The 25,963-nt window shown below is 66.6% G+C and carries 26 protein-coding genes and 1 riboswitch; of the genes, 5 read left to right on the top strand and 21 right to left on the bottom strand.

The genetic code is table 11. The annotated features are described in order from the left end of the window. Positions 1 to 12: 12 nt before the first annotated feature. From KSS95_RS09390 to cobO, 11 genes are all read right to left on the bottom strand, one after another. A complete protein-coding gene (locus KSS95_RS09390; RefSeq protein ID WP_225935584.1) occupies positions 13 to 1,125 on the bottom strand; it encodes a glycoside hydrolase family 5 protein in 1,113 nt (370 codons plus the stop codon). Positions 1,126 to 1,685: 560 nt separating this feature from the next. Beyond that, complete coding sequence (locus KSS95_RS09385) at positions 1,686 to 2,414, bottom strand: adenosylcobinamide-GDP ribazoletransferase (RefSeq protein ID WP_217853419.1); 729 nt, start codon at positions 2,412 to 2,414, stop codon at positions 1,686 to 1,688. Between the two features lies 1 nt (position 2,415). Next, positions 2,416 to 2,985 carry a histidine phosphatase family protein gene (locus KSS95_RS09380; RefSeq protein WP_217853418.1) on the bottom strand — a complete coding sequence of 190 codons (570 nt, stop codon included), beginning with the start codon at positions 2,983 to 2,985 and terminating at the stop codon, positions 2,416 to 2,418. After that, positions 2,982 to 4,037 (bottom strand): nicotinate-nucleotide--dimethylbenzimidazole phosphoribosyltransferase, encoded by a 1,056-nt coding sequence (gene cobT, locus KSS95_RS09375; protein WP_217853417.1) that lies wholly within the window; start codon positions 4,035 to 4,037, stop codon positions 2,982 to 2,984. Before cobT ends, KSS95_RS09380 begins: the two co-directional genes overlap by 4 nt. Beyond that, positions 4,034 to 4,555 carry a bifunctional adenosylcobinamide kinase/adenosylcobinamide-phosphate guanylyltransferase gene (gene cobU, locus KSS95_RS09370; protein ID WP_217853416.1) on the bottom strand — a complete coding sequence of 174 codons (522 nt, stop codon included), beginning with the start codon at positions 4,553 to 4,555 and terminating at the stop codon, positions 4,034 to 4,036. The genes cobT and cobU overlap by 4 nt, the downstream gene beginning before the upstream one ends. Beyond that, positions 4,548 to 6,011, bottom strand: coding sequence for a cobyric acid synthase (locus KSS95_RS09365; RefSeq protein ID WP_217853415.1), 1,464 nt, complete (start codon positions 6,009 to 6,011; stop codon positions 4,548 to 4,550). The genes cobU and KSS95_RS09365 overlap by 8 nt, the downstream gene beginning before the upstream one ends. Next, positions 6,008 to 7,000 (bottom strand): threonine-phosphate decarboxylase CobD, encoded by a 993-nt coding sequence (cobD, locus tag KSS95_RS09360; RefSeq protein ID WP_217853414.1) that lies wholly within the window; start codon positions 6,998 to 7,000, stop codon positions 6,008 to 6,010. The genes KSS95_RS09365 and cobD overlap by 4 nt, the downstream gene beginning before the upstream one ends. Then, on the bottom strand, positions 6,993 to 7,895 hold the full coding sequence (gene cbiB / locus KSS95_RS09355; RefSeq protein WP_217853951.1) for an adenosylcobinamide-phosphate synthase CbiB: 903 nt from the start codon (positions 7,893 to 7,895) through the stop codon (positions 6,993 to 6,995). Before cbiB ends, cobD begins: the two co-directional genes overlap by 8 nt. Before the next feature lie 2 nt (positions 7,896 to 7,897). Next, positions 7,898 to 8,548, bottom strand: a complete 651-nt coding sequence (gene bluB / locus KSS95_RS09350; RefSeq protein ID WP_217853413.1) for a 5,6-dimethylbenzimidazole synthase — start codon at positions 8,546 to 8,548, stop codon at positions 7,898 to 7,900. After that, on the bottom strand, positions 8,545 to 9,840 hold the full coding sequence (locus KSS95_RS09345) for a cobyrinic acid a,c-diamide synthase CobB (protein ID WP_217853412.1): 1,296 nt from the start codon (positions 9,838 to 9,840) through the stop codon (positions 8,545 to 8,547). Before KSS95_RS09345 ends, bluB begins: the two co-directional genes overlap by 4 nt. Continuing rightward, positions 9,837 to 10,448, bottom strand: a complete 612-nt coding sequence (gene cobO / locus KSS95_RS09340) for a cob(I)yrinic acid a,c-diamide adenosyltransferase (protein ID WP_217853411.1) — start codon at positions 10,446 to 10,448, stop codon at positions 9,837 to 9,839. The genes KSS95_RS09345 and cobO overlap by 4 nt, the downstream gene beginning before the upstream one ends. A gap of 110 nt (positions 10,449 to 10,558) precedes the next feature. Further along, a riboswitch (cobalamin riboswitch) is annotated at positions 10,559 to 10,776 on the bottom strand. A gap of 151 nt (positions 10,777 to 10,927) precedes the next feature. On the opposite strand from cobO, the gene KSS95_RS09335 reads away from it, so the two are divergent. Next, the gene (locus KSS95_RS09335) at positions 10,928 to 11,506 is read left to right on the top strand and encodes a hypothetical protein (RefSeq protein WP_217853410.1); all 579 of its coding nucleotides are present in this window, start codon (positions 10,928 to 10,930) and stop codon (positions 11,504 to 11,506) included. 20 nt (positions 11,507 to 11,526) lie between these two features. Here KSS95_RS09335 and KSS95_RS09330 read toward each other — a convergent pair whose 3' ends face one another. The 7 genes from KSS95_RS09330 to KSS95_RS09305 form a co-directional block, all read right to left on the bottom strand. After that, on the bottom strand, positions 11,527 to 14,094 hold the full coding sequence (locus KSS95_RS09330) for a dermonecrotic toxin domain-containing protein (protein WP_217853409.1): 2,568 nt from the start codon (positions 14,092 to 14,094) through the stop codon (positions 11,527 to 11,529). Between the two features lie 111 nt (positions 14,095 to 14,205). After that, the gene (locus KSS95_RS09325; RefSeq protein WP_217853408.1) at positions 14,206 to 14,742 is read right to left on the bottom strand and encodes a C40 family peptidase; all 537 of its coding nucleotides are present in this window, start codon (positions 14,740 to 14,742) and stop codon (positions 14,206 to 14,208) included. Positions 14,743 to 14,883: 141 nt separating this feature from the next. Beyond that, positions 14,884 to 15,519 carry a C40 family peptidase gene (locus KSS95_RS09320; RefSeq protein ID WP_217853407.1) on the bottom strand — a complete coding sequence of 212 codons (636 nt, stop codon included), beginning with the start codon at positions 15,517 to 15,519 and terminating at the stop codon, positions 14,884 to 14,886. 127 nt (positions 15,520 to 15,646) lie between these two features. Next, positions 15,647 to 16,351: a DnaA regulatory inactivator Hda gene (gene hda, locus KSS95_RS09315; protein ID WP_031314897.1), complete on the bottom strand. Its 705-nt coding sequence runs from the start codon at positions 16,349 to 16,351 to the stop codon at positions 15,647 to 15,649. A gap of 127 nt (positions 16,352 to 16,478) precedes the next feature. After that, positions 16,479 to 16,601: a hypothetical protein gene (locus KSS95_RS24625; RefSeq protein WP_263974806.1), complete on the bottom strand. Its 123-nt coding sequence runs from the start codon at positions 16,599 to 16,601 to the stop codon at positions 16,479 to 16,481. A gap of 173 nt (positions 16,602 to 16,774) precedes the next feature. Continuing rightward, entirely contained in the window at positions 16,775 to 17,848 is a 1,074-nt protein-coding gene (locus KSS95_RS09310) for an AI-2E family transporter (RefSeq protein ID WP_217853406.1), read from the bottom strand. Between the two features lie 12 nt (positions 17,849 to 17,860). Continuing rightward, the gene (locus KSS95_RS09305) at positions 17,861 to 18,916 is read right to left on the bottom strand and encodes a DUF2066 domain-containing protein (RefSeq protein ID WP_217853405.1); all 1,056 of its coding nucleotides are present in this window, start codon (positions 18,914 to 18,916) and stop codon (positions 17,861 to 17,863) included. Positions 18,917 to 19,236: 320 nt separating this feature from the next. Here KSS95_RS09305 and purM point away from each other — a divergent pair, with 320 nt between their 5' ends. From purM to KSS95_RS09285, 4 genes are all read left to right on the top strand, one after another. Further along, positions 19,237 to 20,295, top strand: coding sequence for a phosphoribosylformylglycinamidine cyclo-ligase (purM, locus tag KSS95_RS09300; RefSeq protein ID WP_217853404.1), 1,059 nt, complete (start codon positions 19,237 to 19,239; stop codon positions 20,293 to 20,295). Further along, positions 20,295 to 20,939: a phosphoribosylglycinamide formyltransferase gene (gene purN, locus KSS95_RS09295; protein WP_217853403.1), complete on the top strand. Its 645-nt coding sequence runs from the start codon at positions 20,295 to 20,297 to the stop codon at positions 20,937 to 20,939. Before purM ends, purN begins: the two co-directional genes overlap by 1 nt. An 8-nt stretch (positions 20,940 to 20,947) precedes the next feature. Next, entirely contained in the window at positions 20,948 to 21,658 is a 711-nt protein-coding gene (locus KSS95_RS09290) for a DUF3108 domain-containing protein (RefSeq protein ID WP_217853402.1), read from the top strand. A 289-nt stretch (positions 21,659 to 21,947) separates the two neighbouring features. Next, entirely contained in the window at positions 21,948 to 22,130 is a 183-nt protein-coding gene (locus KSS95_RS09285) for a hypothetical protein (protein WP_217853401.1), read from the top strand. A 46-nt stretch (positions 22,131 to 22,176) separates the two neighbouring features. Here the strand turns inward: KSS95_RS09285 and KSS95_RS09280 are convergent, their stop codons facing one another. The 3 genes from KSS95_RS09280 to relA all read right to left on the bottom strand — a co-directional run bounded on the left by KSS95_RS09280 (position 22,177) and on the right by relA (position 25,909). After that, positions 22,177 to 22,716, bottom strand: coding sequence for a DUF2058 domain-containing protein (locus KSS95_RS09280; RefSeq protein ID WP_217853400.1), 540 nt, complete (start codon positions 22,714 to 22,716; stop codon positions 22,177 to 22,179). Between the two features lie 26 nt (positions 22,717 to 22,742). Continuing rightward, a complete protein-coding gene (gene mazG / locus KSS95_RS09275; protein WP_217853399.1) occupies positions 22,743 to 23,576 on the bottom strand; it encodes a nucleoside triphosphate pyrophosphohydrolase in 834 nt (277 codons plus the stop codon). Positions 23,577 to 23,668: 92 nt separating this feature from the next. After that, positions 23,669 to 25,909 (bottom strand): GTP diphosphokinase, encoded by a 2,241-nt coding sequence (relA, locus tag KSS95_RS09270; protein WP_134691841.1) that lies wholly within the window; start codon positions 25,907 to 25,909, stop codon positions 23,669 to 23,671. Between the last annotated feature and the right edge of the window lie 54 nt (positions 25,910 to 25,963).

Below are 25,963 nucleotides of genomic sequence, written 5' to 3'. Positions count from 1 at the left end.
TTGCAACAGGTTTCACGGCTGCAGCCGGCGTCGAATGGGCTCGAATGCCGGGGTCGCCTGGCGCGGCAGAGGGTCGGCCTGGCCCTGGTCGATGGCCTGCCAATAGCGCCATGGCACCTTGGCGGTGCCCAGTTCGTAGTCCATGCCGTCCCAGCTGTCTTCGCGAAAGCTGTAGAACGCCCAATGCAGCTGTTGTCGGTCCAGTACCCCGAGCACGTCCTCCAGGTACTGCCGACACCCTGGCAGGCGCCGCATGCAGCCGAACTCCCCGACCACCAGGCGCGAGCGCGGCAGCTCCATGCGCTGGGCCCAGTCCAGGGGCTGCTGCAGGTAGTCGGCTACCCGCTGCGCGTCCCACGGCTGTACCTGCCCGGCGAAAGGCACCGACCCCGGATAGGCATAGGGCCGCTGGCGGGCCAGGTTCGGCGCGCTGGTGGCCGCATAGGGCTCGTACATGTGCACGCTGTACAGCACCCGGGCATCCGCCAGCGGCGCGGGCCAATAGCTGAAGGCATCGGCGGCGGCGTACCAGCCGGCATCGAGCATGACCGGGGTCTTGTCATCGACTTCGCGGATTGCCGCCAGCAATTGCCGGTACAGCGCCGGCAGGTCGCGCGCGCCGTCCTGCTGGCGGGCATACCACTGCTGCATCTGCTCAGGCGGCGCATGCTCGGTCAGCCCGCCGAGTTTCTCCGGCGCGGGCTCGTTGATCAGGTTGTAGGCGGCGATCGCCGGGTGATCCTTGAGCGCCTGGGCAATATCGCGCCAGAAGCGTGCGGACTGCGTCCAGAAGCGCTTGTCCTGCCACAGGCGGTCGTCGAACTGCCCCTGGTTGTTCTGGCTCCAACGCATGCCGGGCAGCGACAGCGGGGTGATCACGACCTTCAGGCCCGCGGCATGGGCCCGGTCGAGCACCGCGACGAGTTGCTTGAGGTCGGCAGCCGCCAAGCCTTGGTAATCATCGGCGTTGCCTAACAGAAAATCGCGCCCGGCCGGGCGCCACTTGTCATAGGACAGGCGCACCCAACTGGCCCCATAGCCTTTGAGCGCATCGAAATAGACCTGGTCCGGCGGCAGGCGGTTGAAGCTGTTGCCGCCATGGCGCGGGGTGTCCCAGAAATCCATCAGGTCGGCGGCGCTGGCAGGTATGGCGGCAAGAGCCAGCAGGCTGGCGAGGATCCAGGGGTGCATGGGGGTACATTCCAAGTGGTCGAGGTGGTCGAGGATAACCGCAGAGGCCCAGACAAGGCTCCGAGTTGCCAGTGAGATATTTCCGGCTTACCGCGTCGCCTGGTTCGCCAGCAAGGCTGGCTCCTACAGGTATTGCAGGCCGCAACCGCCGTAGGAGCCGGCCTTGCCGGCGAACACCGGCGCAGCCGGTGCCATCCACCGCGGCGCCTGGTTCACCAGCAAGGCTGGCGCCTACGAGGCGGGGTACGCCGCAAACCTGTAGGAGCCGACCTTGCCGGCGAACACCGGCATAGCCGGTGCCATCCACCGCAGCGCCTGGTTCGCCAGCAAGGCGCCTACGGTCGGGGTACGCCGCAAACCTGTAGGAGCCGGCCTTGCCGGCGAACACCGGCAAAGCCGGTGCCATCCTCCGCGCCGCCTGCTTCGCCAATGCGGCCCCTGGCGGCCTTCATGCCGCCAACCCTCGCGCCTAAAGACCTTGAAAGGGCTGGCTCTTATAGCGCCAATCCCAGCAACACCACCAATTCCAGCAACTCCAGCAGTGCGCCCGCAGTATCCCCCGTGGTGCCGCCCAGGCGCTGGCACATCAACCGCCGCAACCAGGCGAACGCCACGCCAGCCAGCAGCATCACCCACAGTACCGGCCAGCCCCCCAGCGCCACGCAGAGCACCGCGCACCCCAGCAACACCGCAACGCCAGCGCGACGCGGCAGGTGCTCGGCCAAGGCCGCGCCAAGCCCGCCCGGGCGCACATAAGCCGTAGTGAGGAACAACCCGAGCAGCGCCGCCCGCCCCACCACCGGTGCCAGCACCAGCAGCCCGCCAACGCCGCGCTCGACCAGCACCCACAGCGCGCAGAACTTCAGCAGCAGCACCAACATCAGCGTGACCACGGCAATCGGCCCGCTGCGCGGGTCCTTCATGATCTGCAAGGTCCGCTCGCGGTCGCCAAAACCACCGAGCCAGGCATCGGCGCTGTCGGCCAAGCCATCGAGGTGCAGCGCGCCGCTGAGCAACACCCACAACGTCAGCAGCAAGGCCGCATGCAACGGCGCAGGCGTGCCCTGCAACAGATGGCTGGCCAACCACAGCAACAGGCCGAACAGCAGCCCCACCAGCGGGTAGTACAACAGCGAGCGCCCCATGTCCTGGGGCGCCGGCATGCCCGCCAGGCGCACCGGCAAGCTGCTGAGAAATTGCAAGGCGATCCACAACGGCAGCATCTCAGGCCACCTCGAGCCACTGGCCATTGTCGTCGAAGGCCAGACGCGCCAGCGCACCGTGCCCGACCTCGACCTGCAGCAACCGCTCGCGCGGCAAACCGCGGGCCCGCGCCAGCAACAGGCGCATCACCCCGCCATGGGTGACCAGCAACACGCGCTTGCCGGCATGCCGCTGCGCCAACCCATCGACTGCGGCAATCACCCGCTCGGCGAACGCCAGCACCGGCTCGCCGGCCGGTGGGGTGAAGGCATAGGGATCGTTCCAGAACAGCCCCAGAGCATCAGCTTCGGTCTGCATGATCTGCGCCGCGCTGCGGCCTTCCCAGGCGCCGAAATGCAGCTCGCGCACATCGGCCTCGTGCTGCACCGGTAAGCCCAGGCGCGCGCCCAGTTCGTCGGCGAACGCCGCGCAGCGCTGCAAGGGTGAGCTGACCAGCACATCCCACGGCCCGGCCGCGGCCACCGCCTGGCGCATCTGTGCCCAGCCGTTGGCTGTCAGGGCATCGTCCAGGCTGCCGCGCAGGCCGCCGCCCATCTCGGTCTCGCCATGGCGCAGCAGGTCGAGGATCATGCCGGGCGGTCCGCCACCGCGGCCTCGGCGAAGGTCGCCATCTGCCCGTGCAGGGCACAAGCCAGGCGCAGCAGCGGCACGGCCAGGGCGGCCCCGCTGCCCTCGCCCAAGCGCAGCCCGAGGGCCAGCAGCGGCTCGGCCTCCAGGGCCGCCAACACGGCCTTGTGCCCAGGCTCGGCACCTTGGTGGGCGAACAGCAACCAGGGCCGGCATTGCCGGTTCAGGCGCACCGCCAGCAGGGCCGCGACGCTGCAAATGAAGCCATCGACCAGCACCGCCACGCCCTGCTGGGCGCAGGCCAGGTAAGCGCCTGCCAGGGCGGCGATCTCGAAGCCACCGACACAGGCCAGGGCCTGCAGCGGCTGGTCGGCGCGCAGGCCATGCAGCACCAGGGCGCGCTCGATCACTTCGGCCTTGTGGCGCACACCAGCGCCATCCAGGCCCGTACCAGGGCCACTGAGCTCATGGGCCGGGCAGCCCAGCAAGGTACTGGCCAGGGCGGCGGCAGCGGTGGTGTTGCCGATGCCCATCTCGCCGCCGATGAATAACTGCGCGCCGTTGTCCAGGGCGCGCAGGGCACTGTCGCGCCCCGCTTGCAGCGCCGCGGCCAACTGGACGTCGGTCATTGCCGGCTGGCGGGCGAAGTTGCCGGTGCCGGCGCCCAGGCGCAGGTGCAGCACGCCCGGCAGCGCCAGGCTCGGGTCGACCGTACCGAGGTCGACCACCTCCAGGCTGGCCTGCAGCTGGCGCGCCAGCACGCTGATCGCCGCGCCGCCGCCGACGAAATTGCGCAGCATCTGCCCGGTCACCGCCTGGGGGTAGGCGGAGATACCCTCGGCCACCACGCCATGGTCAGCGGCGAAGATCGTGATCGCGACCTGCTCCAGGCTTGGCCGCTCACGGCCCTGCATGCCGGCCAGGCGGATCGCCAGGCCTTCGAGCTGGCCGAGCGACCCGGCGGGTTTGGTCAGTTGCTGCTGACGGGCGCGGGCCTGGTCCATGGCGGCGGTGTCGAGGGGCTGGCAGGCGTCACGCCACCACATCTGGGTCATAGTGCAGGTCCTTTGAGCATCAGGGGAAGGCCGGCCACGGTCAGCACCACGCGCTGGCAGCGCGCGGCGACGCCCTGGTGCAGGGTGCCGGCCAGGTCGACGTAACGGCGGGTCAGCTCGCCCATGGGCACCACGCCCAGGCCGGTTTCGTTGCTGACCAGGATGAGCGTGCCGGGCAGTGTTGCAAGGCCGTCGAGCAGCGCCTCGCACTCCTGCTCCAGGCGCCCGGGGTTCTCGAGCATCAACAGGTTGGTCAACCACAGCGTCAGGCAGTCCACCAGCAGGCAGCGCCCTTCGGCGGCTTCGCCGCGCAGTACCGCGGCCAGGGCCAGGGGCTCTTCGATCAGCCGCCAATGCGCCGGGCGACGTTCGCGGTGCTGGCGCACACGGTCGTTCATTTCACCATCCAGTGGCTGGCTGGTGGCGATGTAGGTCACCGGCAGGCCGCTGTCGCTGGCCAATTGCTCGGCCAGGCGGCTCTTGCCCGAGCGGGCGCCGCCGAGAATCAGGCTATGCATGGCCACGCACCCCACACAGCTGGCGCAGGCGCGCGGTGTCCAGGTGCTGCTCGACCAGGTCGGCCAGGCGCTCGATATCACGCTCGCGCAGCGCCTCGTAGTCGATGGCCTGGACCTCGGCCAGCCCGGCCCAGCGCAACAGCGCGGCGCACGACTGGCTGCCCTCGAACAGGCCATGCAAGTAGGTGGCGAGGACTTGCCCATCGGCGCTGATGGCACCATCGCAGCGGCCATCGGCCAGTTGCACGGCAGGCAGCTCCAGGGCTGGCCCGCTGGTGACCCCGGCATGGATCTCATAGCCCGCTACCGCTGCCTGTTCGAGCTCGAGCTGGCCGGATACGTTGCGCAGCTGCTTTTCAGCTTCCAGGACGGTGCTGTAGTCGAACAGGCCAAGCCCCGCGCTGGACCCCGCCGGCCCTTCCAGCCCCTGCGGGTCGTGCACCTGCTGGCCGAGCATCTGCAGGCCGCCGCAGATACCGATGAGCTTGCCGCCATAGCGCAGGTGCCGGGCGATGGCCGTGTCCCAACCCCGCGCGCGCAATTGCGCCAGGTCGCCGCGCACACTCTTGGAACCGGGCAGGATGATCAGGTCGGCGGGCGGGATTGGCTGGCCTGGGCCGATAAACTGCAAATCCACCTGCGGGTGCAGGCGCAGCGGGTCGAAATCGGTGTGGTTGCTGATGCGCGGCAGCACCGGGACGATCACCTTGAGCAAGCGCTCGCCCTTCTCGCCCTGGCGCGTGTCGATACCGTCCTCGGCCTCCAGGTGCAGGTCGGTGACATAGGGCAGCACGCCCAGCACCGGCTTGCCGGTGCGCAGCTCAAGCCAGTCCAGGCCTGGTTGCAGCAGGGCGAGGTCACCGCGAAATCGGTTGATGACGAAGCCCTTGACCCGCGCCTGCTCGCTCGAGGACAGCAGTTCGAGGGTACCGACCAGGTGGGCGAACACCCCGCCGCGGTTGATGTCGGCCACCAGGATCACCGGGCAGTCGACCGCCTCGGCAAAGCCCATGTTGGCGATATCACCGGCGCGCAGGTTGATCTCGGCCGGAGAGCCCGCGCCCTCGACCATCACCACTGGGTAGGCCTGCTGCAGGCGCGCGTGGGAGGCCAGCACCGCCTGCATGGCGATGGCCTTGTAGTCGTGGTAGGCGACGGCGTTCATGCAGGTTACCGCGCGACCATGGACAATCACCTGGGCGCCGGTGTCGCTGTTGGGCTTGAGCAGCACCGGGTTCATGTCGGTGTGCGGCGCCAGCCGGCAGGCCTGGGCCTGCACCGCCTGGGCGCGGCCGATTTCGCCGCCGTCGGCGGTCACCGCGCTGTTGAGCGCCATGTTCTGCGGCTTGAACGGCACCACGCCGACGCCCTGGCGCAGCAGCCAGCGGCACAGCGCGGTGACCAGGGTGCTCTTGCCGGCATCGGACGTGGTGCCTTGCACCATGAGGGTGGTCATGCCGATTCCTTCTGGTAGTCCGCCAGGGCCTGGGCCAGGCGTTGCTCGTCGGCGACACGGGCGGGCAAGCCAAAGCGCAGCGCCGCGGGTTGCTCGAACAGGCGCACCAGGATGCCGCGACGGGCGAGAAACTCATGCAACTGCACGGCGCGCTCGTCGGCCACGTACTGGAACAGGTCGCAGCCGCCAGCAGGCGCCAGGCCGGCGTCTTCGAGCAGGCTGGCCAGGCGTTCGCTGGCGGCGCGGCAACGGGCGATCTGCATCAGGTGCGCAAGCTCATCGGCAAAGCAGGCCTGCCCCACCACCCGGCTCGGGCCGCTGACGGTCCACGGCCCCAGCGACTCGGCCAGACCTTGCAGCACCTCGGCCGGGGCGACGACGAAGCCCAGCCGTACACCGGCCAGGCCGAAGAACTTGCCGAACGAGCGCAGCACGATCAAACCCGCCTGCCCTGCCTGGCGAATCACACTGTGCGCCGGGGTGTTGTCCATGAACGCTTCGTCCACCACCAGCCAGGCGCCACGGGCGGCCAGGCGGGCATGCCAGGCCAGCAGGCGCTCGCGGGGCACGCGGCGGCCGGTGGGGTTGTTGGGGTTGACCAGCAGCAGCACGTCCAGGCTGTCGAGGGCAGCATCGACCTGACTGTCGTCCAGCTCGACCAGGGTGTGCCCGGCACGACGCCAGGCATGCGGATGCTCGGCATAGCATGGCGACAACACGCCGATCCGCCCAGCCGGGCGCAGCAGCGGCAGCGCCTGGATCGCAGCCTGCGACCCCGCCACCGCCAGCAATTGCTCGACCCCGTAGTAGCGCCGTGCTGCCTGCTCCAGGCCGTCCTCGGTTTCCGGCAGACGCGCCCAGGCGTCCAGCGGTATCGCCGCGACCGAATACGCCCAGGGCGCAATGCCGCTGGACAGGTCGAGCCATTGCTCCCGGGCAATGCCGTACTGTTTCACCGCCCGCAGCAGGCGGCCACCGTGTTCAAGCATACAGGTAGGCTCCCAGGCCAATTACCAACAACCACAGCCATACACCGCGCTGCACCAGGTTCCAGCCGCGCTCGATGGCGTCGGCGTCGGCCATCGGCCCTTCGCCCAGGCGCGGCCGCTCATGCAATTGACCGTGGTACACCGCCGGGCCACCCAGCTCGACGCCCAGCGCCCCGGCGCCCGCCGCCATTACCGGGCCTGCGTTGGGACTGTCCCACAACGGCGCCTGCTTGCGCCAGCAGGCCAGCGCCAGGCGCGTGCTGCCCAACACCGCGTAAGTCAGCGCCACCAGCCTGGCCGGGAGGTAGTTGAGCACATCGTCGACCCGCGCCGCGCACCAGCCGAAGCGCTCGAAACGTTCGTTGCGGTAGCCCCACATGGCATCCAGGGTATTGCTCAGGCGGTACAGCACCACCCCTGGAGCACCGGCGACGATGAACCAGAACAGCGCGGCGAACACCGCGTCGCTGCCGTTCTCCAGTACCGACTCGGTGGCTGCCCGGGCCACGGCCGGCTCGTCCAGCTCAGCGGTTTCGCGGCTGACCAGGTAGCCCACCCGCCGCCGCGCCTCGTCCAGGTCGCCCTGGCGCAGGGCCTGGGCCACCGGCAGCACGTGCTCGCCCAGGCTGCGCAGGCCCAAGGCGCAGTACAGCGCCAGCACATCCACCAGCCAACCCATATAGGGCAGCCAGGACAGGATCAACGCCGCCAGGGTCAGCGGCACCACGGCCAGGAACCAGGCGCTGACGCCATGGCTGCGCCAGCCACGGCCGCCGGCATTGAAGCGCTGCTCCAGGCGCTTGGCCAGGTTGCCGAAGCCCACCAGCGGATGGCGCCGCCGGGGTTCGCCCAGCAAGGCATCCAGGGCCACACCCGCCACGGTCAGCAAGGCCATGCTCAAGCGCGTTCTCCCCATTGGTTCTCGTACAGCATGTCGCTCAAGGGCCGGGCGCTGGCCCACTCCTCCAGCACCAGCATCGGTGCCGGGTAGAACGCGTTCACCGGCCCCAGGCACAGCACCGCCATCGGCTTGGCGCCTGCCGGCATGCCCAGCAGATCCGCCAGCGCCTGCGGGTCGAACAGCGACACCCAGCCCAGCCCCAGGCCTTCGGCGCGCGCCGCCAACCACAGGTTCTGGATGGCGCAGGCCAACGAAGCGAGGTCCATCTCGGGCAAGGTGCGGCGCCCGAAAATATGCGCTTCGCGGTTGTCCATCAATGCCGCCACCAGCACCTCGGCGCAGTCGTTGATGCCTTCGACCTTGAGCTGCATGAACGCATCGGAGCGCTCGCCCAGGGCCTGGGCAGTGCGTACCCGCTCCTCCTCCACCAGTGCCTGGATGCGCCCGCGCAACGCGCGCTGACTGATGCGGATGAAGCGCCAGGGCTGCATCAGGCCGACGCTGGGCGCCTGGTGAGCAGCGGCCAGCAGGCGCCCGAGCAGTTCAGGCGCCACTTCGCCGCCGGCGAAATGGCGCATGTCGCGGCGCTCGCCGATGGCCCGGTAGATTGCCGCACGTTCCGCGGCGCTGTAGGCGTGTTCGCTCATGGTCGCAACAGCGCCGCCGTCGCCTCGGGGTGGGAGGGAAAATAGAAGTGCACGTAGGAGGCGGTCAGTCGGCCCATACGGTACACCGCTTCGTTGCCGCGCCCGCCGTTGGGGCTCAGGCCGCGGGCGATCGGCGCCAGCTCGGTGCTGGTCAGCGAATGGTGATAGGTGTGGCCACGCAGGGTGCCTTCGGGCAGCTCGACGGCCTGCAAGGCCAAGGCCGCCAGGCGCTTCTGCATGGTCGCCTCGCCCGGCAGCAGCCCCAGCAGGGGCGCACGCCCACCGGCCACATCCGTCAGCGCCTCGAGCAGATAGAGCATGCCGCCACACTCGGCCAGCAATGGCTTGCCCTGGGCGTGGTGAGCACGGATCGCCTCCAGCATCGGCGCATTCGCCGCCAGCGCATGGTGATGCAGTTCCGGGTAGCCACCCGGCAGGTAGAGGCTGTCCACCACAGGCAAGGCCTGCTCGTGCAGTGGCGAGAAGAACTCGAGCTGGGCGCCAAGCGCCCGCAGCAGGTCCAGGTTGGCGCCATACGTGAAGGCGAAGGCTTCGTCGCGCGCCACGCCGATACGCACCCCGGCCAGCAGCGGTGAAAGCCGTTGCGGTTCGGGCGCGGCAAAGCTGACCGGCGGTGGCAAGGCGGCATCGCAACTGGCGCCAAGGGCCTCGGCGGCGGCATCCAGGCGGGCGTCCAAGTCGTTCAGCTCGCTGGCCTGGACCAGCCCGAGGTGACGGCTGGGCAACTCGATGCCGCGCTCGCGGGACAAGCCGCCATACCAGCGCAGGTCTTCGGTCAAGCTGCCTTCGAGCAATTGCGCATGGCGCAGGCTGCCGACCCGGTTGGCCAGTACCCCGGCGAACGGCAGGTCGGGCTGATAGCGCGCCAGGCCCAGGGCCAGGGCGCCGAAGGTCTGGGCCATGGCCGTGCCATCGATCACCGCCAATACCGGCACGCCGAAGTGCCGCGCCAGGTCGGCACTGGACGGCGTGCCATCGAACAGCCCCATCACCCCTTCGATCAGGATCAGGTCGGCCTCGGCGGCCGCTTGCCACAACAGGCGACGGCTCTCGTCGGCGCCAATCATCCACAGGTCGAGCTGGTACACCGGCGCGCCACTGGCTCGCTCGAGGATCATCGGGTCGAGAAAGTCCGGCCCGCACTTGAACACCCGAACCTTGCGCCCGAGGTTACGGTGCAGGCGCGCCAGGGCGGCGGTGACGGTGGTCTTGCCCTGGCCGGAGGCGGGCGCTGCGATCAATACCGCCGGGCAGTGGCGTGGTTCACTCACAGTTCGACGCCCTTCTGCGCGCGGATGCCGGCCTGGAAGGCATGCTTGAGCATGCCCATCTCGGTCACGGTGTCGGCGAGGTCGATCATCTGCGGCTTGGCAGCGCGACCAGTGACGATGACATGCTGCATCGGCGGGCGCGCCTGGATGTCAGCCAGCACCTGATCGAGGTCCAGATAGCCGTGCTTGAGGGCGATGTTCAGCTCGTCGAGCACCACGAACTGCACCGACGGGTCCTGCAGCAACTGGCGCGACACCCCCCAGGCGGCCTCGGCGGCGGCGATGTCGTGCTGACGGTCCTGGGTTTCCCAGGTGAAGCCTTCGCCCATCACGTGGTAGCGCACCTGCTCGGGGAAGCGCCGGAAAAACAGCTCCTCGCCGGTGCTGTTGCGGCCCTTGATGAACTGCACCACGCCGCACTGCATGCCGTGGCCCAAGGCGCGGGCGAGCATGCCGAAGGCCGAGCTGCTCTTGCCCTTGCCGTTGCCGGTCAGCACCAGCAGCAGGCCGCATTCATTGGGGGAATTGGCGATGCGCTCGTCGATGATCGCCTTCTTGCGCTGCATGCGCGCCAGGTGACGTTCGTCGCGCTCGGTGGATTCGCTCATCAGGGTTCTCCGCAGGCTGCCGCGTGGGGCGACAGGTGAAAGGCAGGCAGACGGAGAGCGCGCAGGGGCCGTGGCGCAGGCCACATCGCTGAGCGCATCACCCTCCGTGATGCCGTTGGCAGTTGCAGGCCGGTCTCCGGGCTTGTGAGCGGGCCAGGCCCAGGCCGCGCGCCTTCCCAGGCGATAACCCAGTGGCCGTGCGCGGTCGTTGACTCACCTACCGTTGCGGGGGCAGCGCCGGACTCGCACCTTGCTTGGCGCCCACCGGCTTCCCAGTTTCACCCTGCCGAGCCACGGCTCGCAGGGCACCTGAAACACGCCGCGAAGGTTAGAGGGTTGCATCAGGAGCGTCAATCGAGCGTGGACCGATCTGGCCTGGATCAATGGCCGATCCGCCAGCTTGTGCCACACTCAAAGCAGTGATATCACATAGCCATTACCGCGACCGACCGCGACCACAATGACAAGGAGCGCGCAGCATGCAAGGCCTGATCATCAACAACCCACGCCTGGAGTTCCTGCGCCCAGCCTTGGAACGCTGGGTCGACTGCATCGACCGCTTCAACCAGTTCCAGGGCGACAACGAAGCCCCCTACTGGCATGGCGCCGCGGCCAACACCGGGTTGCTCGCGGCAGCGGCCTGGCAGGCCGAGCTAGTGGCGCTGGAGCAGTACACCAGCAAGAAACAGCGTGACGACGGCGAGCGCGAGGCGCGCGGCGACCTGTTCATCGGCAATGCCGAGGACTCGATCCACCTGCACGCCAGTCAACGCTGGCCCCGCATCGCCCGCCTCGACCTGGCGGCGGCCTTGCAGGAAAGCGCCAACCAGGCCAAGGCGATCGCCTACGCCAGCCAGCTCAAGGCCGGGGCCTTGTTCGTCACCCCGTGGAAGGCCGGACAACACGCCAGCCCCGAGGAACTGCAGGACCTGGTCGACGACCTGCAGAAACACACCGCCTGCGCGATCGCCTGGTACTTCCCCTACGCCTACCGCAAGCTGCACAACGAGCTGGGGCAGTACTTCCCCGGCGTGGCGCTGCTGCTCAAGCAGGCCTGAAGACACACCACGACGAGTCGCTACGCCTCAGCGCTGGCCAATGCCGGCGGGAAAAACCGGTCCACCACCGCCTGGCTCCTGAAGCGCCCGCGGTAGACCTCCTGGTTGAAAGGTTGGCCGGTCCGCAGGTCATGCACAAGCGCCGTACCAGGCTCGGCCACGCGGGCCAGCTGCACATGAATGAAGCGATAGCCCTCCCCGTATGCTTGCTGCAACCCCTCTATTCGAAAGTAATGTCCCGGCAAAAACAGGGTTTCCGCTTCCATCGGGTAAACAGAGAATGGGCTGATCGGTGTGCCGCCCTGATAACGCTGCGCCGGCAACTCGAAGATCACCGAGCTGTCATCGAACACGCTTATCGCGCCATCATCCTCTGCACCACTGCTGGTCGATGCGAACTCGCAGGCCTTGTAGGGGTTCTCGGTGAAAGAGCTCAGGTCGGTGTTGACCAGGATATCGCCCACTTGCAGGCGACCACTGCGATAACCTTCGCCTCCGGTACCCCGCGCGGCGTTACCACCGCGATACAGCGTGACGGCATTGTTCTTGGGCAACGCCTCCAAGGTGTCGGCAAGGCGGGCGATGTAGTCATCCATGTCTGGATGCATGTAGACACCGTTGCGGAACACATCGTTGACCTTCGAAGCCTCGTGGGTGTAATCCTCGATCAACGCGTTGGCAAACTGCCGACCCTGGCGGTAGGAGTACACCGGCTTGCCTGCCACCAGCACGCACGGCAGGCCACGGGTATCCAGGTCGTACACCTGGCCGGGCGCAATCTCGGCCACGCCCGCTTGGATCAGCACATCCTTCTGCCGCACGATGGCCTTGGTCGACAGCTTGGCGCTCTGCCACAGATCTGTCCGGCTATAGGTATCCCAAAACTCCGAGCGCAGGCTGGCCAGCTCCGCCTGTGCCGAAGGGGCCCCAGACAGCCCCCGTGGCGGTTCCAACAGCTCCCATTCGCCCTCCTCACTCAGGCGCACCGGATGCAGCGCGGTGAACGCGAACGGGTTGTCCGGCGGCACGATCAGCCAGACAGACAACTCATGGCTATAACGCACCCGATAGATCAAGCCGTTGAGGGTAATCCAGCAACTGCCATCAGCGCCTACGCGCACGCCACGCAAACGGCCACTGTGCACCAGCTCACTGGCCACCAGCGTGTTGGCCTCCAGCCCTTCAACCGGCAAGGTGGCGCTACGCACCCCAGCCCATTGCCCAAGCGACGCCCTGAGCTCGTGGGGCGGCGCGTCGTAAGCCAACGAGGCGAAGCTTGAAGTGAAGCTGATATCGACCAAGTTCAAGGCCGTGTACAGGCTGTCGAGCATGGCGTCGCGCAGCGCACTGCGACGGGCCTGCTCGCCCACGGCATGGACCGCGGCATCCACATCCAGCCCCACCTTGCCTAGCCCGGCCCCCAGCAGCGTCAGGCTCATGGGCCAGCCCAGGGGGGCGAAACCACCGAATACCTTGAGAAAGGCCGACAGGTAACCCCGCCACATCGCCTTGCGCAGGTCGGCATTGCTCTGAATGACCTCGGCAGTCTGCTGCATTTCGATCGCAGCCTGATCGGCCAGCACCTCGAACAACGGCTTGCCCGGCTCACGCTTGAACAGCGTGAGCGCCACCCTGGCCATCTCGTCGGAACGACTGTCGGCAATGCCTTGCAGGTGCAGCTTGATCAGCCGCCTGCCGCTGTCATCTCGCGGATTGGCGTGCGCGCCGTCGACAAATGCCTGCAGCGCCTGAGCCGATTGCAGGTGCTGACGCAGCCAGCGCGCCATGGCCAGTTCGCCATCGAAACCACGCACGGCTTCGTGCGACCACGGCATGTACAGGACCACACGCCCATCCGCGGCCGTCAGTCGGTACAAGCTACCGCGATCGGCCGCGCCAAACACATAGCGGCTGACGGTCAGCGGCGAACGGGTCGCGTCCTGCTGCAACAACGCCAGGGTGGGCAATACACCCGGCGCCAGGCCATCCGCCGCCACCGCCCGCAGCCGTTGCCAGTCGAGCTGGCTGAGCTGGCCGTTGTCCAGGGCCTTGGCGGCTTGCCCAAGGAGGTTGATCTTGCTGATGACCCGAAAATGCCGGCCATGGCCGGACCAGAAACGCTCGATCGCAGCCCGGTAGACCCCGGCGAAATCCAGCGCCCACAGGTCCTTTTGTACCTCGCGCCCCAGCAAGCGAACCTCATTGCGCTCATCGAACCGGCCTACCCGCGCGTCCTGCCGGTAGAAGCCTCCGACCTGATCGAGCTGGTCGGGTACATCCTGGAACTGCACATCGAAGCGCTCGATGACCAGCTCGGCCAGGCGCATCGACCTGGTCGGTACCCCGGAATGCTTCCAGCCATTGAAGGTACGCGGGCTGCTGCTACCGCTGTCGAACTGATGCCACCAGACAAAACGCGGATCCATCGCCTTGCCGGTGTGCTTGGCCAGAAGGCGAGCCGCCTCCCGGTTCGCCAAAAGGTAGGGATCGGGATACTCGCGGATGATTTCGTCCACCAGGGCCGCCAGCGGCCGCCCGGCGTCCAGTGCGACGAGGCTGCGCTCGACCCGTTCCTTGATGGTGCTCATGAACCGCTCCAGGGATGTCGTTATGGGACAGACATCCTGACCGGCACAGCGCCGGGAGCAGCGGTAGAAGAATAGTGCGGGCTGCCCCGCTCAAGGGCGAACCCGCCTGAATCAGGGGTTCTGCGCCAAGTGGCCCGGCGGCAACACGCGCTTGGCCTGCAGGTAGGCGCGCGACCAGTAGTTGCTGGACAGGTAGTCCAGGCGCACGGTGCCGCCGGTGGATGGCGCATGCACGAAGCGCCCCTCGCCCACGTAGATGCCGGCATGGCTGACCTGCGAACCGCCGCCGGTGGCGAAGAACACCAGGTCGCCCGACTGCAGGGCGTTGATATCCACGTTCGGCGCGCGCATCACGATCATGTCGCGGGTGGTGCGCGGCAGGCTGATACCGGCGGCGTCACGGTAGACGTAACCGATCAGGCCACTGCAATCGAAGCCGGAGTCCGGGGTGTTGCCGCCCCAGCGGTAGGGCGTGCCCACCAGGCCGATGGCGCGGAACAGCACATCGTCCGCGGCAGGCGAGGAGGCTGGCTGCTGGCTGAACGATACCGGCGGCTTGGTCGCCGGAGCAGGCGCCGGGGCACGGCTCGAACAGGCTGCGAGCAGTGCCGCGAGAGAAAGGAGTGCGAAGCGCGCCAACATCGCCATGAGGGTAACGTCCTGTCGAAGACCGTCCGGCCGCAGCCGAAGCCGAGTTGAGAATTTAGATTAGACGCTTTCTGTAAATGCGCACGGCGGCGAGCTTTTCAGCTACGCCGCCGTGCGAGGTTACAGCATTTTGATATCAAATCAATTGCGCGAGATCGTGGTCGGCGCCATGGCGAGCGCGCGCTTGGCCTCGATGAAGGTCTTGCTCCAGTAACGATCGCCCAGGCTGTCGATGCGCACGCCACCGCTGCGGCGGCTGCTGGAGTGGATGAACTGGTTGTCACCCAGGTAGATGCCGGCATGGCTGACACGACCGCGGCCGTTGGTGCTGAAGAACAGCAAGTCGCCGGGCTTGAGCTTGTTGCGGGCTACCTTGGGGGCGTCGACGTTGATCATTTCGCGGGTCGAACGCGGCAGGTTCATGCCCGCCTCTTCGCGGAACAGGTAACCAATGAAGCCGCTGCAGTCGAAGCCGGACTTCTCGGAGGTGCCGCCAAAGCGGTAGCGGGTGCCGATCAGCGACATGCCGCGCTCGAGGATGCTGTCGGCCAGGACCGGCAGCTGGTAAGGCTTGCTGTTGCTGGAGAAGGCCTCGAGATCATCTTCGCTGGCCAGCTCTTGCTCGGTGAATACGGAAGAAGCCGACGCCTTGGCCTTGACCGATTGCTCGGCGGCCACGGAATGATCCTGCGAGGGCGTGACCGGGCCGGTGGAGGCACAGCCGTAAAGAAGGGTGACGAGTGCAAGTGGCACGAGGGGTGCGAAGCGCTTCAGCATGGGCACGACCGTGTCTGTAGTCCTTTAGAAGGGGGAAACTATGCCTTCTATCGAACCCATTTGCAAATTTTATCGAAAAAGTTGTGACTTTTCCGTTTGGAGGCTCTGGCCCCGTGTTTTCAGGCCACTACCAGCCGAGGGTTTCCTTGAGGAAGGGTATCGTCAGCTTGCGTTGGGCTTGCAGCGACGCCTGGTCGAGACGCTCGAGCAGGTCGAACAGCGCGCTCATGCTGCGGGTACCACGGGTGAGGATGAAGTGGCCGACCTCGTCGGTCAGGTGCAGGCCGCGGCGCGACGCGCGCAACTGCAGGGCGCGCAGCTTGTCTTCGTCGGACATGCCGCGCATCTGGAAGATCAGCGCCAGGGTCAGCCGTGACTTGAGGTCGGCAAGCTTGATCGGCAGCTCGCGCGGCGAGCTGGAAGCGGCCAGCAACAGGCGCCTGCCACTGTCGCGCAGGCGGTTGAACAGGTGGAACATGGCCTCTTCCCAATCCGCCTTGCCGGCAATCACGTGCAGGTCGTCGATGCACACCAGCTCGTATTGTTCCAGGTGGTCGAGCAGTTCGACGCCACGCTCGAGCAGTTGCGCCAGGGGCAGGTAGACGGCAGGTTCGCCCAGTTGCTGGAAACGGTGGGTGGCGGCCTGCAGCAGGTGGGTACGGCCAACGCCCTGCTTGCCCCACAGGTAGATGAGGCTCTCGGTCCAGCCGGCGTCGGCTTCGCATAGCCGCTCGACGTAGCCCAATGCCGCGGCATTGGCGCCCGGATAGTAGTTGATGAAGGTGGCATCGTCGCGCAGACGCACACCCAGGGGCAACTGGATCGGTTTCATGCTGGCTGGCGGTCGCAGGGACCACAGGGGGCCTTTGGTGAACAGTGTTGCAAAGTCTATACCCGCAGCGCGGGCGGCACAATCGGCCAGGGAAATAGCACAAGGAAAATCAATCAGTTGCACCATTTCAACCCGTGCGCAGGGCAAGCCCCACAGCCACCTGCCATGCACACCCACTGTAGGCGCCAGCCTTGCTGGCGAACCAGGCACCGCGCAGGCTGGCACCGGCCATGCCGGTGTTCGCCGGCAAGCCGGCTCCTACGGGGTTTGCGGGTGGCCTTGATCCCGTAGGAGCCAGCCTTGCTGGCGAAGCAGGCGCTGCGGTGGATGGCACCGGCTGCGCCGGTGTTCGCCGGCAAGCCGGCTCCTACGGGGTTTGCGGGTGGTCTTGGTCCCGTAGGGGCCAGCTTGCCCCGCGATCGGTCACAGATCCGGATCGATCTCCCCGGCATACATGTCCGACTCCTTGTACAGGTCGTGCACATGCCGCAGCAGCACCATGATCACCGCCGCCACCGGCAGCGCCAGGAGCACGCCGGTAAAGCCGAACAACTCGCCACCGGCGAGGATCGCGAAGATCACCGCCACCGGGTGCAGGCCGATGCGATCCCCCACCAGCAACGGCGTCAGCACCATGCCTTCCAGGGCCTGGCCAACCATGAACACCGCGACGATGCCCAGCATCGGGTACAGCTCGCCGCCGAACTGGAACAACCCGGCGACCAGCGCCGCGCCAATGCCGATGATGAAGCCCATGTACGGCACGATCGCCGCCAGCCCCGCCAGCATGCCGATCAACAGGCCCAGCTCCAGCCCCACCAGCATCAGCCCGGTGGAATAGATGACGCCCAACGCCAGCATCACCAGCAACTGCCCGCGCACGAAGGCGCCCAGCACTTCGTGGCACTCACCAGCCAGCCCCACCACCTGCGGTTCGCGCTGGCGCGGCAGCAGGCTGCGCAGCTTGGCCATCATCAGGTCCCAGTCGCGCAACAGGTAGAAGCCCACCACCGGGATCAGCACCAGGTTGGCCAGCCAGCCGATCAGCGCCAGGCTCGAGGCGGTGGCCTGGGACAGCAGCACGCCGACGATATCGGTGGTCTGGCCCATGTGCTCGGCGATGGCCGACTTGATCTTGTCGAACTTCCAGAAGCCATCGGCCAGGCCCAGGCGGCTTTGCACCCAGGGCAACGCCACGTGCTGCAACCAGTCGAGCATCTGCGGCGCCAGTTCGTACAGGCGCACCAGCTGCTTGGCCAGCATCGGCACCAGTATCAGCAACAGAGCCATGAAGATCAGGGTGAACAGGCTGAACACCACCACCACGCCCCAGGTGCGCGACAGGCCGATGCGCTCCAGGCGGTCGACCAGCGGATCGGCCAGGTAAGCCAGCAGGATGCCGACCAAGAACGGCGAGAGAATGTTGTGCAGAAAATACAGCAGCACGGCGATCACCAGTACCACGCCGAGCCACATCCAGCGACGCATGTCAGTCATTCGTGGTGCTCCTTACCAGCGAAAACGCAGGCCGTCGAACGGCGCTGGGGTAACGGCTGGGGCAGCCGCACCGGGTTCACCCTGGGCAGCCGGCCCAGGCGCGGCTGGCTGCGGCTCGGCCGGCAGTTCCTGCAGCTTGGCCAGGCTCAACTGGGCGCGCAGTTGCTCGCGATTGGCCGTGACGCCGTAGGTCAGGGTCGCCCCATCGGCCATTTGCAAGCGTGCGCCGTACGGCTCGAGCACACGGCTCAGTTCGGCGTAGCGCTGCAGGCTCATGCCCTGCACCTGCACCTGCAGATCGCCGCTGGCCCCTGGCCGGGTGACATAGCGCGGCGCCAGGCGATTGCTCACCGCCAGCAGCACCGCATCGGCCAGGGCCGCCTGGTCGGCGCCCTCGGCACTGCCCTGCTCGCGCTGGTCACCCAGCCACAACTGCCACTTGCCCTGCCATTTGCCATCCGCCTCACGGGCATGTACGGCCAGCAGCGCATCGGCGCCATAGCGCTCGGATGCCTCGCGCAGCGGCGCCGGGTCGCTGCCGTCGACATGCTCGGCGTTGCCCACCAGTTGCTCTTGCAGGTCGGCCAGCGGCAGGCGCAGCGGCAGCCCACGGTGCTGGGCAGCGCGGCGCAACAGCTCGGCGGCAGCCTGGCCGTCGCCGACCAGGCTACTGCCCTCGACACTGTCATTGAGCCACCAACCGAGGATCGACGGCCGGTTGCTGCCCCACAAAGCCAAGCCTGCCTGGCGCAGCGCGCGTTCACTGCTACCGGGGTCGAATTCGACCAGCACCGCCTCGGGCGGCCCGGCCTCGGTGCCGACCTGGTTGATGATCTGCTGCGGATCCTTGCGCAAGCTGGCCAGTGCCGCGCTCTGCGCTGCCTTGGGGTCGCCGGTCAGGCGCAGCACCAGGGTGTCCAGGGCCTTGGCGGTGGCCTGGGTGCGGGCCTCCCCGCCTTGCCCGTCGAGGGGCTCGCGCACCTGGTACAGGCCGGAGACGGTTTCTGCCTGGGCCAAGGGACCGGCCAAGGCCAGGCAGGCGCCAGCGAGGTAGTTGAAAAGACGCATTGGGGATTCCTGTCCAGATAACCAAGGGGCGACGCGCGCGAAACTGTCGGCTTTGACCGCGCGGTACGCATGAATACGCCGTCGCCATGCCTATACCTTATACAGGCGCTGGCGCGGCAACCAGCCGCAGCGGGTGAAAGCGCTTTTTTTACCCACATTTGCCGCCTGCCCGTCGGCCTGAGGATGGCCGCTTGGGGGCAACCCTGATAAAATCGCGCGCCTTCGCAGACCAGTGATGTACAGGCAGCCGCACGCGTTCCCGTCGGCCCTGGCCGTCATGGTCGTTTTCTAGAATCCCTCCCTCTTAAAGGCCTGGATCAATGAGCAAGCAACCCTCCCTGAGCTACAAAGACGCCGGTGTAGACATCGACGCCGGCGAAGCACTGGTCGAACGCATCAAGGGCGTCGCCAAGCGCACCGCACGTCCTGAAGTCATGGGTGGCCTGGGTGGCTTCGGCGCCCTCTGCGAGATCCCGGCCGGCTACAAGCAGCCGGTGCTGGTCTCCGGCACCGACGGCGTCGGCACCAAGCTGCGCCTGGCGCTGAACCTGAACAAGCACGACAGCATCGGCCAGGACCTGGTCGCCATGTGCGTCAACGACCTGGTCGTCTGCGGCGCCGAGCCGTTGTTCTTCCTCGACTACTACGCCACCGGCAAGCTCAACGTCGACGTGGCCGCCACCGTGGTCACCGGCATCGGCGCCGGTTGCGAACTGGCCGGCTGCTCGCTGGTCGGTGGTGAAACCGCCGAGATGCCTGGCATGTACGAAGGCGAAGACTACGACCTGGCCGGCTTCTGCGTTGGCGTGGTGGAAAAGGCCGAGATCATCGACGGCTCGAAAGTGGTCGCGGGTGACGCCCTGATCGCCCTGCCCTCCTCCGGCCCGCACTCCAACGGCTACTCGCTGATCCGCAAGATCCTCGAAGTGTCCGCCACCGACATCGACAACACCCAGCTCGACGGCCAGCCACTGGCCGACCTGCTGATGGCGCCGACCCGCATCTACGTAAAGCCCCTGCTGCAACTGATCAAGCAGACCGGCGCGGTCAAGGCCATGGCCCACATCACTGGCGGCGGTCTGCTGGACAACATCCCGCGCGTGCTGCCAAAAGGCGCCCAGGCGGTGGTCGACGTGGCCAGCTGGCAGCGCCCGGCGGTATTCGACTTCCTGCAGGCCAAAGGCAACGTCGACGAGCATGAAATGCACCGCGTGCTGAACTGCGGCGTGGGCATGGTCATCTGCGTGGCCCAGGACCAGGTCGACAATGCCCTGAACGTCCTGCGCAGCGCCGGCGAGCAGCCATGGGTGATCGGCCGTATCGACCTGGCCGCCGAAGGCGCCGCCCAGGTCGAGCTGCAGAACCTCAAGGCACACTGATGCCCTGTAATGTAGTCGTGTTGCTGTCGGGCTCCGGCAGCAACCTGCAGGCGCTGATCGACAGCAACAACAGCAGTGACAGCCCGGCGCGCATCGGCGCGGTGATCTCGAACCGCGCCGATGCCTACGGCCTCGAGCGCGCCCGGGCAGCCGGCATCGAAACCGCGGTGCTGTCGCACAGCGGCTTCGAAGGTCGCGAGGCTTTCGACGCAGCGCTGATGGCGCTGATCGACGGCTTCAAGCCCGACCTGGTGGTGCTGGCCGGCTTCATGCGCATCTTGAGTGGCGATTTCGTGCGCCACTACCAAGGCCGCCTGCTGAACATCCATCCGTCACTGTTGCCCAAGTACAAAGGCCTGCACACGCACCAGCGTGCGCTGGAGGCTGGCGACGCCGAGCACGGCTGCAGCGTGCACTTCGTCACCGAGGAACTCGATGGCGGGCCCCTGGTCGTACAGGCTGTGGTCCCGGTTGCAACGGATGACACCCCGGAGGCACTCGCCCAGCGCGTGCACCGGCAGGAACACCTGATCTACCCGCTGGCGGTGCGCTGGTTTGCCGACGGACGCTTGCGTCTGGGCGAACAGGGTGCATTACTGGATGGCCAGCCGCTGGCGGCCAGCGGTCACTTGATTCGATCCTAGGAGAATTTATGCGTCGTGCCCTGCTCTTGGCTCTCGCCGTGCTTGCCCTGCCGCTCCAGGCAGCTGATCTGAAGCCTTTCGCCGCCAGCTACACCGCCGACTGGAAACAGCTGCCCATGAGCGGCACCGCCGAGCGCAGCCTGGTCAAGAACGCCAACGGTAGCTGGGACCTTAACTTCAAGGCCTCCATGATGATCGCCAGCCTGACTGAGCAAAGCACCCTGCGCATGGACAACGACACCCTGCTGCCGCAGAAGTACCACTTCGAGCGCGGCGGCCTGGGCAAGGCCAAGAAGGTCGACCTGACCTTCGACTGGACCGGCAAGAAAGTCACCGGCAGCGACCGTGGCGATGCCGTCAGCCTGCCGCTCAACCGTGGCGTGCTGGACAAGTCATCGTACCAGCTGGCGCTGCAGCATGATGTGGCCGCCGGCAAGAAGAGCATGACCTACCAGGTGGTCGACGGTGACGAGATCGACACCTACGACTTCCGCGTGCTGGGCGCCGAGAAAGTCGCCACCAAGACCGGCCAGGTCGAGGCGATCAAGGTCGAGCGCGTGCGCGACCCGAGCCAGAGCAAGCGTATCACCGAGCTGTGGTTCGCCAAGGACTGGGACTACCTGCTGGTGCAACTGCGCCAGGTCGAGACCGACGGCAAGGAATACGTGATCGTGCTGCAGGATGGCACGGTGGACGGCAAGGCGGTCAAGGGTAACTGATAGCGCTGCCTGCAACGCCCCAAGCCCCGCCTTGTGCGGGGCTTTTTTTGCCCGGGCTTCGGCGATCTCTGTAGGAGCGGCCTTGCGTCGCGAAAGGGGCGCGTAGCGGCCCCTGATTTCAAGCCACCATCGAAATTGCCGGGGCTGCTGCGCAGCCCTTTCGCGACACAAGGCCGCTCCTACATGAAATTTGTTTAATCGCTGTTTTATTTACTTAGCCTGCTAACAAACTCTATAAAGAGGGTGTGCGACACACTGTCGCAGCCAACTGAAGAAGTGGAGTTTAACGATGACAGTCCAAGTAACCGAACGCGACGAATCGAAAATGTCCCACGAAGGCCTGGCCGCCGGCGTGCGGATCTGGGATGTACACCAGCAAGGCCAACTGGTCGGCATGTTCCACGACGAACACCAGGCCCACCAGTACCGCCAGGAGCTGGAAGTGCTGGAGAACCAGCGATCCTCGCAGTGACACCCTCTTCAAAGAAAAAACCCCGCCTAGGCGGGGTTTTTCATGCTTACCACATCAGATCGTCAGGGATCTTGTAGGCCGCGTACGGGTCGTCCTCGTCCGCCTCCTCGACATGGGTGTTGAGCAGCAGGATGCGCTTGGGGTCACGTTCCTGGATCTTCACCGCCGCCTCGCGCGGGATCACTTCGTAGCCGCCGCCGTGGGCGACGATCGCCAGCGCGCCGTTGCTCAGCTTGCTGCGCATCAGGGCGTTGACGGCGATGCGCTTGACCTTCTTGTCGTCGACGAAGTTGTAGTAGTCCTCGGTGGTCAGCTTGGGCAGGCGGGTCGCCTCGATCAATTGCTTGACCTGCGCGGCGCGGGCCTTCTGCTCAGCCTTCTCCTGAACCTGGCGGTTCAGTTCCTGGTCTTTCTTGGCCTTCTCGGCCTGGGCTTGCTTGGCCAGGCGCTGCTGGCTGTCGTCCACCTCGACCTGGCCCTTATGTTCCAGGCGTTTCTGTTTTTTCTCGGCCTTGTTGGCCTGGGAAACCTGTTTCTGGTTGACCAGACCGGCTTTGAGCAATTGGTCGCGAAGGGAAAGGCTCATGGAAGTTCACTCACTTATGCATCAGCTCAGCCGCAGCTGGGCAGGTTCTTTTCCTGACGCTTGGCCTCGCCCCACAGGGCGTCCAGCTCGTCGAGGGTACGATCTTGGAGGGTCAGGCCCTGCTCGCGCAATGCCTGTTCGATAAATCGGAAACGTCGCTCGAACTTGCGGTTGGCACGGCGCAAGGCGTTTTCCGGGTCGTGCTTGAGGTGCCGGGCCAGGTTGACGGTGGCGAACAGCAGGTCGCCCAGTTCGTCTTCCAGGGCGTCACTGTCGCCGTCGGCCATGGCCTGCAGCACCTCGTCGAGCTCCTCACGGACCTTGTCCAGCACCGGCAACGCCTCGGGCCAGTCGAAGCCGACCGTGGCCGCACGCTTTTGCAGTTTGGCGGCACGGGACAGGGCAGGCAAGGCCGCCGGCACGTCATCGAGCAGCGACAACTGCGCGGGCTCGCTCTTTTCGGCACGCTCCTCGGCCTTGATCTCTTCCCAGCGCGACTTGACCTGGGCCTCGCTCAACGCCGGAGTGTCCAGCGGCGCATACAGCTCGCCGGTGGGGAACACATGGGGGTGGCGGCGAATCAGCTTGCGGGTGATCGAATCGACCACGCCCTCGAACTCGAAGCGCCCTTCTTCACGGGCCAGCTGGCTGTAGTAGACCACCTGGAACAGCAGGTCGCCCAGCTCGCCCTGCAGGTGCTCGAAATCGCCACGCTCGATGGTGTCGGCCACTTCATAGGCCTCTTCGATCGTGTGCGGGACAATACTGGCGTAGTCCTGCTTGAGGTCCCAGGGGCAACCCTGTTGCGGGTCGCGCAGGCGCGCCATCAGGTGCAGCAGGTCGTCGAGGGTGTAGGTCATGGGTTGTCCTTAGCGGCCTCACCGCAAGGCCTGCCCGCTCCCACGCCGACAGCACGACAGCGTGGGAATGGGCTGGCCCCGCGAGGGCGGTATCAAGGGGTGCGATTACGCCGCGTCTCGATGATGTTGGGCAACTGCGAGATCCTGCCGAGCAAGCGCCCCAAGGCGTCCAGGCCAGGGATCTCGATGGTCAGCGACATCAGCGCGGTGTTGTCTTCCTTGTTCGAGCGGGTGTTGACCGCCAGCACGTTGATCTTCTCGTTGAGCAGCACCTGCGACACGTCGCGCAGCAGCCCCGGGCGGTCGTAGGCACGGATGACGATATCCACCGGATAGGTCTGCACCGGGATCGGCCCCCAGCTCACCTGGATCATGCGCTCCGGCTCCTTGCCCGCCAGTTGCAGCACCGAGGCGCAGTCCTGGCGATGGATGCTCACCCCGCGGCCCTGGGTGATGTAGCCGACGATGGCATCGCCCGGCAGCGGCTGGCAGCAGCCCGCCATCTGCGTGAGCAGGTTGCCGACGCCCTGGATCTGGATGTCGCTGCGCTTGCCGGCACGAATACCACGGGCCTGGCGCGGGATCAGCTCGACCGGCTCCAGGCGCTCGGGCTCGAGCAGCTGCTGGGCGGCGTTGACCATGTGCGCCAGGCGCAGGTCGCCGGCGCCGAGGGCGGCGAACATGTCCTCGGCGGTCTTGACGTTGGCCTTCTCGGCCAGGCGCTCGAAGTCCACCTGGGGCAGGCCCAGGCGGCTCAGCTCGCGCTCGAGCAGGGTCTTGCCGGCGGCCACGTTCTGGTCGCGGGCCTGCAGCTTGAACCAGTGGACGATCTTGGCCCGGGCCCGCGAGGTGGTGACGTAGCCCAGGTTGGAGTTCAACCAGTCGCGGCTCGGGCTGCCGTGCTTGCTGGTGATGATCTCCACCTGCTCGCCGGTTTGCAGGCTGTAGTTCAGCGGCACGATGCGCCCGTTGATCTTGGCGCCACGGCAGTTGTGGCCGATCTCGGTGTGCACGCGGTAGGCGAAGTCCAGTGGCGTGGCGCCCTTGGGCAGGTCGATGGCGTGGCCGTCGGGGGTGAACACATAGACCCGGTCCGGCTCGATATCGACGCGCAGCTGTTCGGCCAGGCCGCCGATATCGCCCAGCTCTTCGTGCCACTCGAGGACCTGGCGCAGCCAGGAGATCTTCTCTTCGTAGTGGTTGGAGCTTGGCTTGACGTCGGTGCCCTTGTAGCGCCAGTGCGCGCACACGCCCAGCTCGGCCTCCTCGTGCATGGCATGGGTGCGGATCTGCACCTCCAGCACCTTGCCCTCGGGGCCGATCACCGCGGTGTGCAGCGAGCGGTAGCCGTTCTCCTTGGGGTTGGCGATGTAGTCGTCGAACTCCTTGGGGATGTGCCGCCACAGGGTATGGACGATGCCCAGCGCGGTGTAGCAGTCGCGCACCTCCGGCACCAGCACGCGCACTGCGCGCACGTCATAGATCTGGCTGAACTCCAGGCCCTTGCGCTGCATCTTGCGCCAGATCGAATAGATGTGTTTCGCCCGGCCACTGATATCGGCGTTGACCCCGGTGGCCAGCAATTCGTTCTGCAGCTGGTTCATCACGTCGCTGATGAAACGCTCGCGGTCCAGCCGGCGCTCGTGCAGCAGCTTGGCGATCTGCTTGTACTGGTCGGGTTCGAGGTAGCGGAACGAGAGGTCTTCCAGCTCCCACTTGATATGGCCGATGCCCAGGCGGTGGGCCAGCGGCGCATAGATGTCGAACACCTCGCGGGCCACCCGCAGGCGTTTCTCGTCATCGGCAGCCTTGACCGCGCGAATGGCGCAGGTGCGTTCTGCCAGCTTGATCAGCGCCACGCGCACGTCGTCGACCATGGCCACCAGCATCTTGCGCAGGTTTTCCACCTGCGCCTGGGAGCCGAGCACCAGCGACTGGCGCGGGCTGAGGCTGGCACTGATGGCGGCCATGCGCAGCACGCCGTCGATCAGCTTGGACACCACCGGGCCAAAGCGCTGGCCGACTTCGGCCAGGGTCACCTTGCCTTCGCGCACCGAGCGGTAGATCACCGCGGCGACCAGCGAATCCTGGTCGAGCTTGAGGTCGGCGAGAATTTCCGCAATCTCCAGCCCCGCCTGGAAACTGGATGTCCCGTCCGCCCAGGAATGCTTGGCCGGGTTGCCCTTCTTCTCGACTTCCTGGGCGAACTCGCAGGCCTCTTTGAGCGCCGGGCGATCGAGCTGCGAATCGACGCTCACCACATGATCGAGCCATGCTTCGAGATTGATACTGCCGTCGTTGTTGACCGGCTGGTGCACTCTCACCTGTACCATCTTTGCTTTACCTTTCCATACAGCGCGCCACGCGGACACGCTGACTATCACCTG

Origin of the sequence: Pseudomonas muyukensis (genome assembly GCF_019139535.1) — a bacterium.
Lineage (GTDB): Bacteria > Pseudomonadota > Gammaproteobacteria > Pseudomonadales > Pseudomonadaceae > Aquipseudomonas > Aquipseudomonas muyukensis.
Note: the sequence above shows the minus strand (reverse complement) of the source record. Positions and strands in the feature narration are given on the sequence as shown.

Excerpts from the sequence above, each read along its gene's own strand:
- KSS95_RS09330 (WP_217853409.1), bottom strand. The coding sequence starts at position 14,094 with ATGAGCACCATCAAGGAACGGGTCGAGCGCAGCCTCGTCGCACTGGAC.
- KSS95_RS09325 (WP_217853408.1), bottom strand. The coding sequence starts at position 14,742 with ATGGCGATGTTGGCGCGCTTCGCACTCCTTTCTCTCGCGGCACTGCTC.
- KSS95_RS09385 (WP_217853419.1), bottom strand. The coding sequence starts at position 2,414 with ATGCTGCCGTTGTGGATCGCCTTGCAATTTCTCAGCAGCTTGCCGGTG.
- relA (WP_134691841.1), bottom strand. The coding sequence starts at position 25,909 with ATGGTACAGGTGAGAGTGCACCAGCCGGTCAACAACGACGGCAGTATC.
- purN (WP_217853403.1), top strand. The coding sequence starts at position 20,295 with ATGCCCTGTAATGTAGTCGTGTTGCTGTCGGGCTCCGGCAGCAACCTG.
- KSS95_RS09305 (WP_217853405.1), bottom strand. The coding sequence starts at position 18,916 with ATGCGTCTTTTCAACTACCTCGCTGGCGCCTGCCTGGCCTTGGCCGGT.
- KSS95_RS09390 (WP_225935584.1), bottom strand. The coding sequence starts at position 1,125 with ATGGATTTCTGGGACACCCCGCGCCATGGCGGCAACAGCTTCAACCGC.
- KSS95_RS09365 (WP_217853415.1), bottom strand. The coding sequence starts at position 6,011 with ATGACCACCCTCATGGTGCAAGGCACCACGTCCGATGCCGGCAAGAGC.
- cobU (WP_217853416.1), bottom strand. The coding sequence starts at position 4,555 with ATGCATAGCCTGATTCTCGGCGGCGCCCGCTCGGGCAAGAGCCGCCTG.
- cobO (WP_217853411.1), bottom strand. The coding sequence starts at position 10,448 with ATGAGCGAATCCACCGAGCGCGACGAACGTCACCTGGCGCGCATGCAG.
- KSS95_RS09335 (WP_217853410.1), top strand. The coding sequence starts at position 10,928 with ATGCAAGGCCTGATCATCAACAACCCACGCCTGGAGTTCCTGCGCCCA.
- hda (WP_031314897.1), bottom strand. The coding sequence starts at position 16,351 with ATGAAACCGATCCAGTTGCCCCTGGGTGTGCGTCTGCGCGACGATGCC.
- bluB (WP_217853413.1), bottom strand. The coding sequence starts at position 8,548 with ATGAGCGAACACGCCTACAGCGCCGCGGAACGTGCGGCAATCTACCGG.
- KSS95_RS09380 (WP_217853418.1), bottom strand. The coding sequence starts at position 2,985 with ATGATCCTCGACCTGCTGCGCCATGGCGAGACCGAGATGGGCGGCGGC.
- KSS95_RS09285 (WP_217853401.1), top strand. The coding sequence starts at position 21,948 with ATGACAGTCCAAGTAACCGAACGCGACGAATCGAAAATGTCCCACGAA.
- cobT (WP_217853417.1), bottom strand. The coding sequence starts at position 4,037 with ATGACCCAGATGTGGTGGCGTGACGCCTGCCAGCCCCTCGACACCGCC.
- cobD (WP_217853414.1), bottom strand. The coding sequence starts at position 7,000 with ATGCTTGAACACGGTGGCCGCCTGCTGCGGGCGGTGAAACAGTACGGC.
- KSS95_RS09320 (WP_217853407.1), bottom strand. The coding sequence starts at position 15,519 with ATGCTGAAGCGCTTCGCACCCCTCGTGCCACTTGCACTCGTCACCCTT.
- mazG (WP_217853399.1), bottom strand. The coding sequence starts at position 23,576 with ATGACCTACACCCTCGACGACCTGCTGCACCTGATGGCGCGCCTGCGC.
- cbiB (WP_217853951.1), bottom strand. The coding sequence starts at position 7,895 with ATGGCCTTGCTGACCGTGGCGGGTGTGGCCCTGGATGCCTTGCTGGGC.
- KSS95_RS09280 (WP_217853400.1), bottom strand. The coding sequence starts at position 22,716 with ATGAGCCTTTCCCTTCGCGACCAATTGCTCAAAGCCGGTCTGGTCAAC.
- KSS95_RS09290 (WP_217853402.1), top strand. The coding sequence starts at position 20,948 with ATGCGTCGTGCCCTGCTCTTGGCTCTCGCCGTGCTTGCCCTGCCGCTC.
- purM (WP_217853404.1), top strand. The coding sequence starts at position 19,237 with ATGAGCAAGCAACCCTCCCTGAGCTACAAAGACGCCGGTGTAGACATC.
- KSS95_RS09310 (WP_217853406.1), bottom strand. The coding sequence starts at position 17,848 with ATGACTGACATGCGTCGCTGGATGTGGCTCGGCGTGGTACTGGTGATC.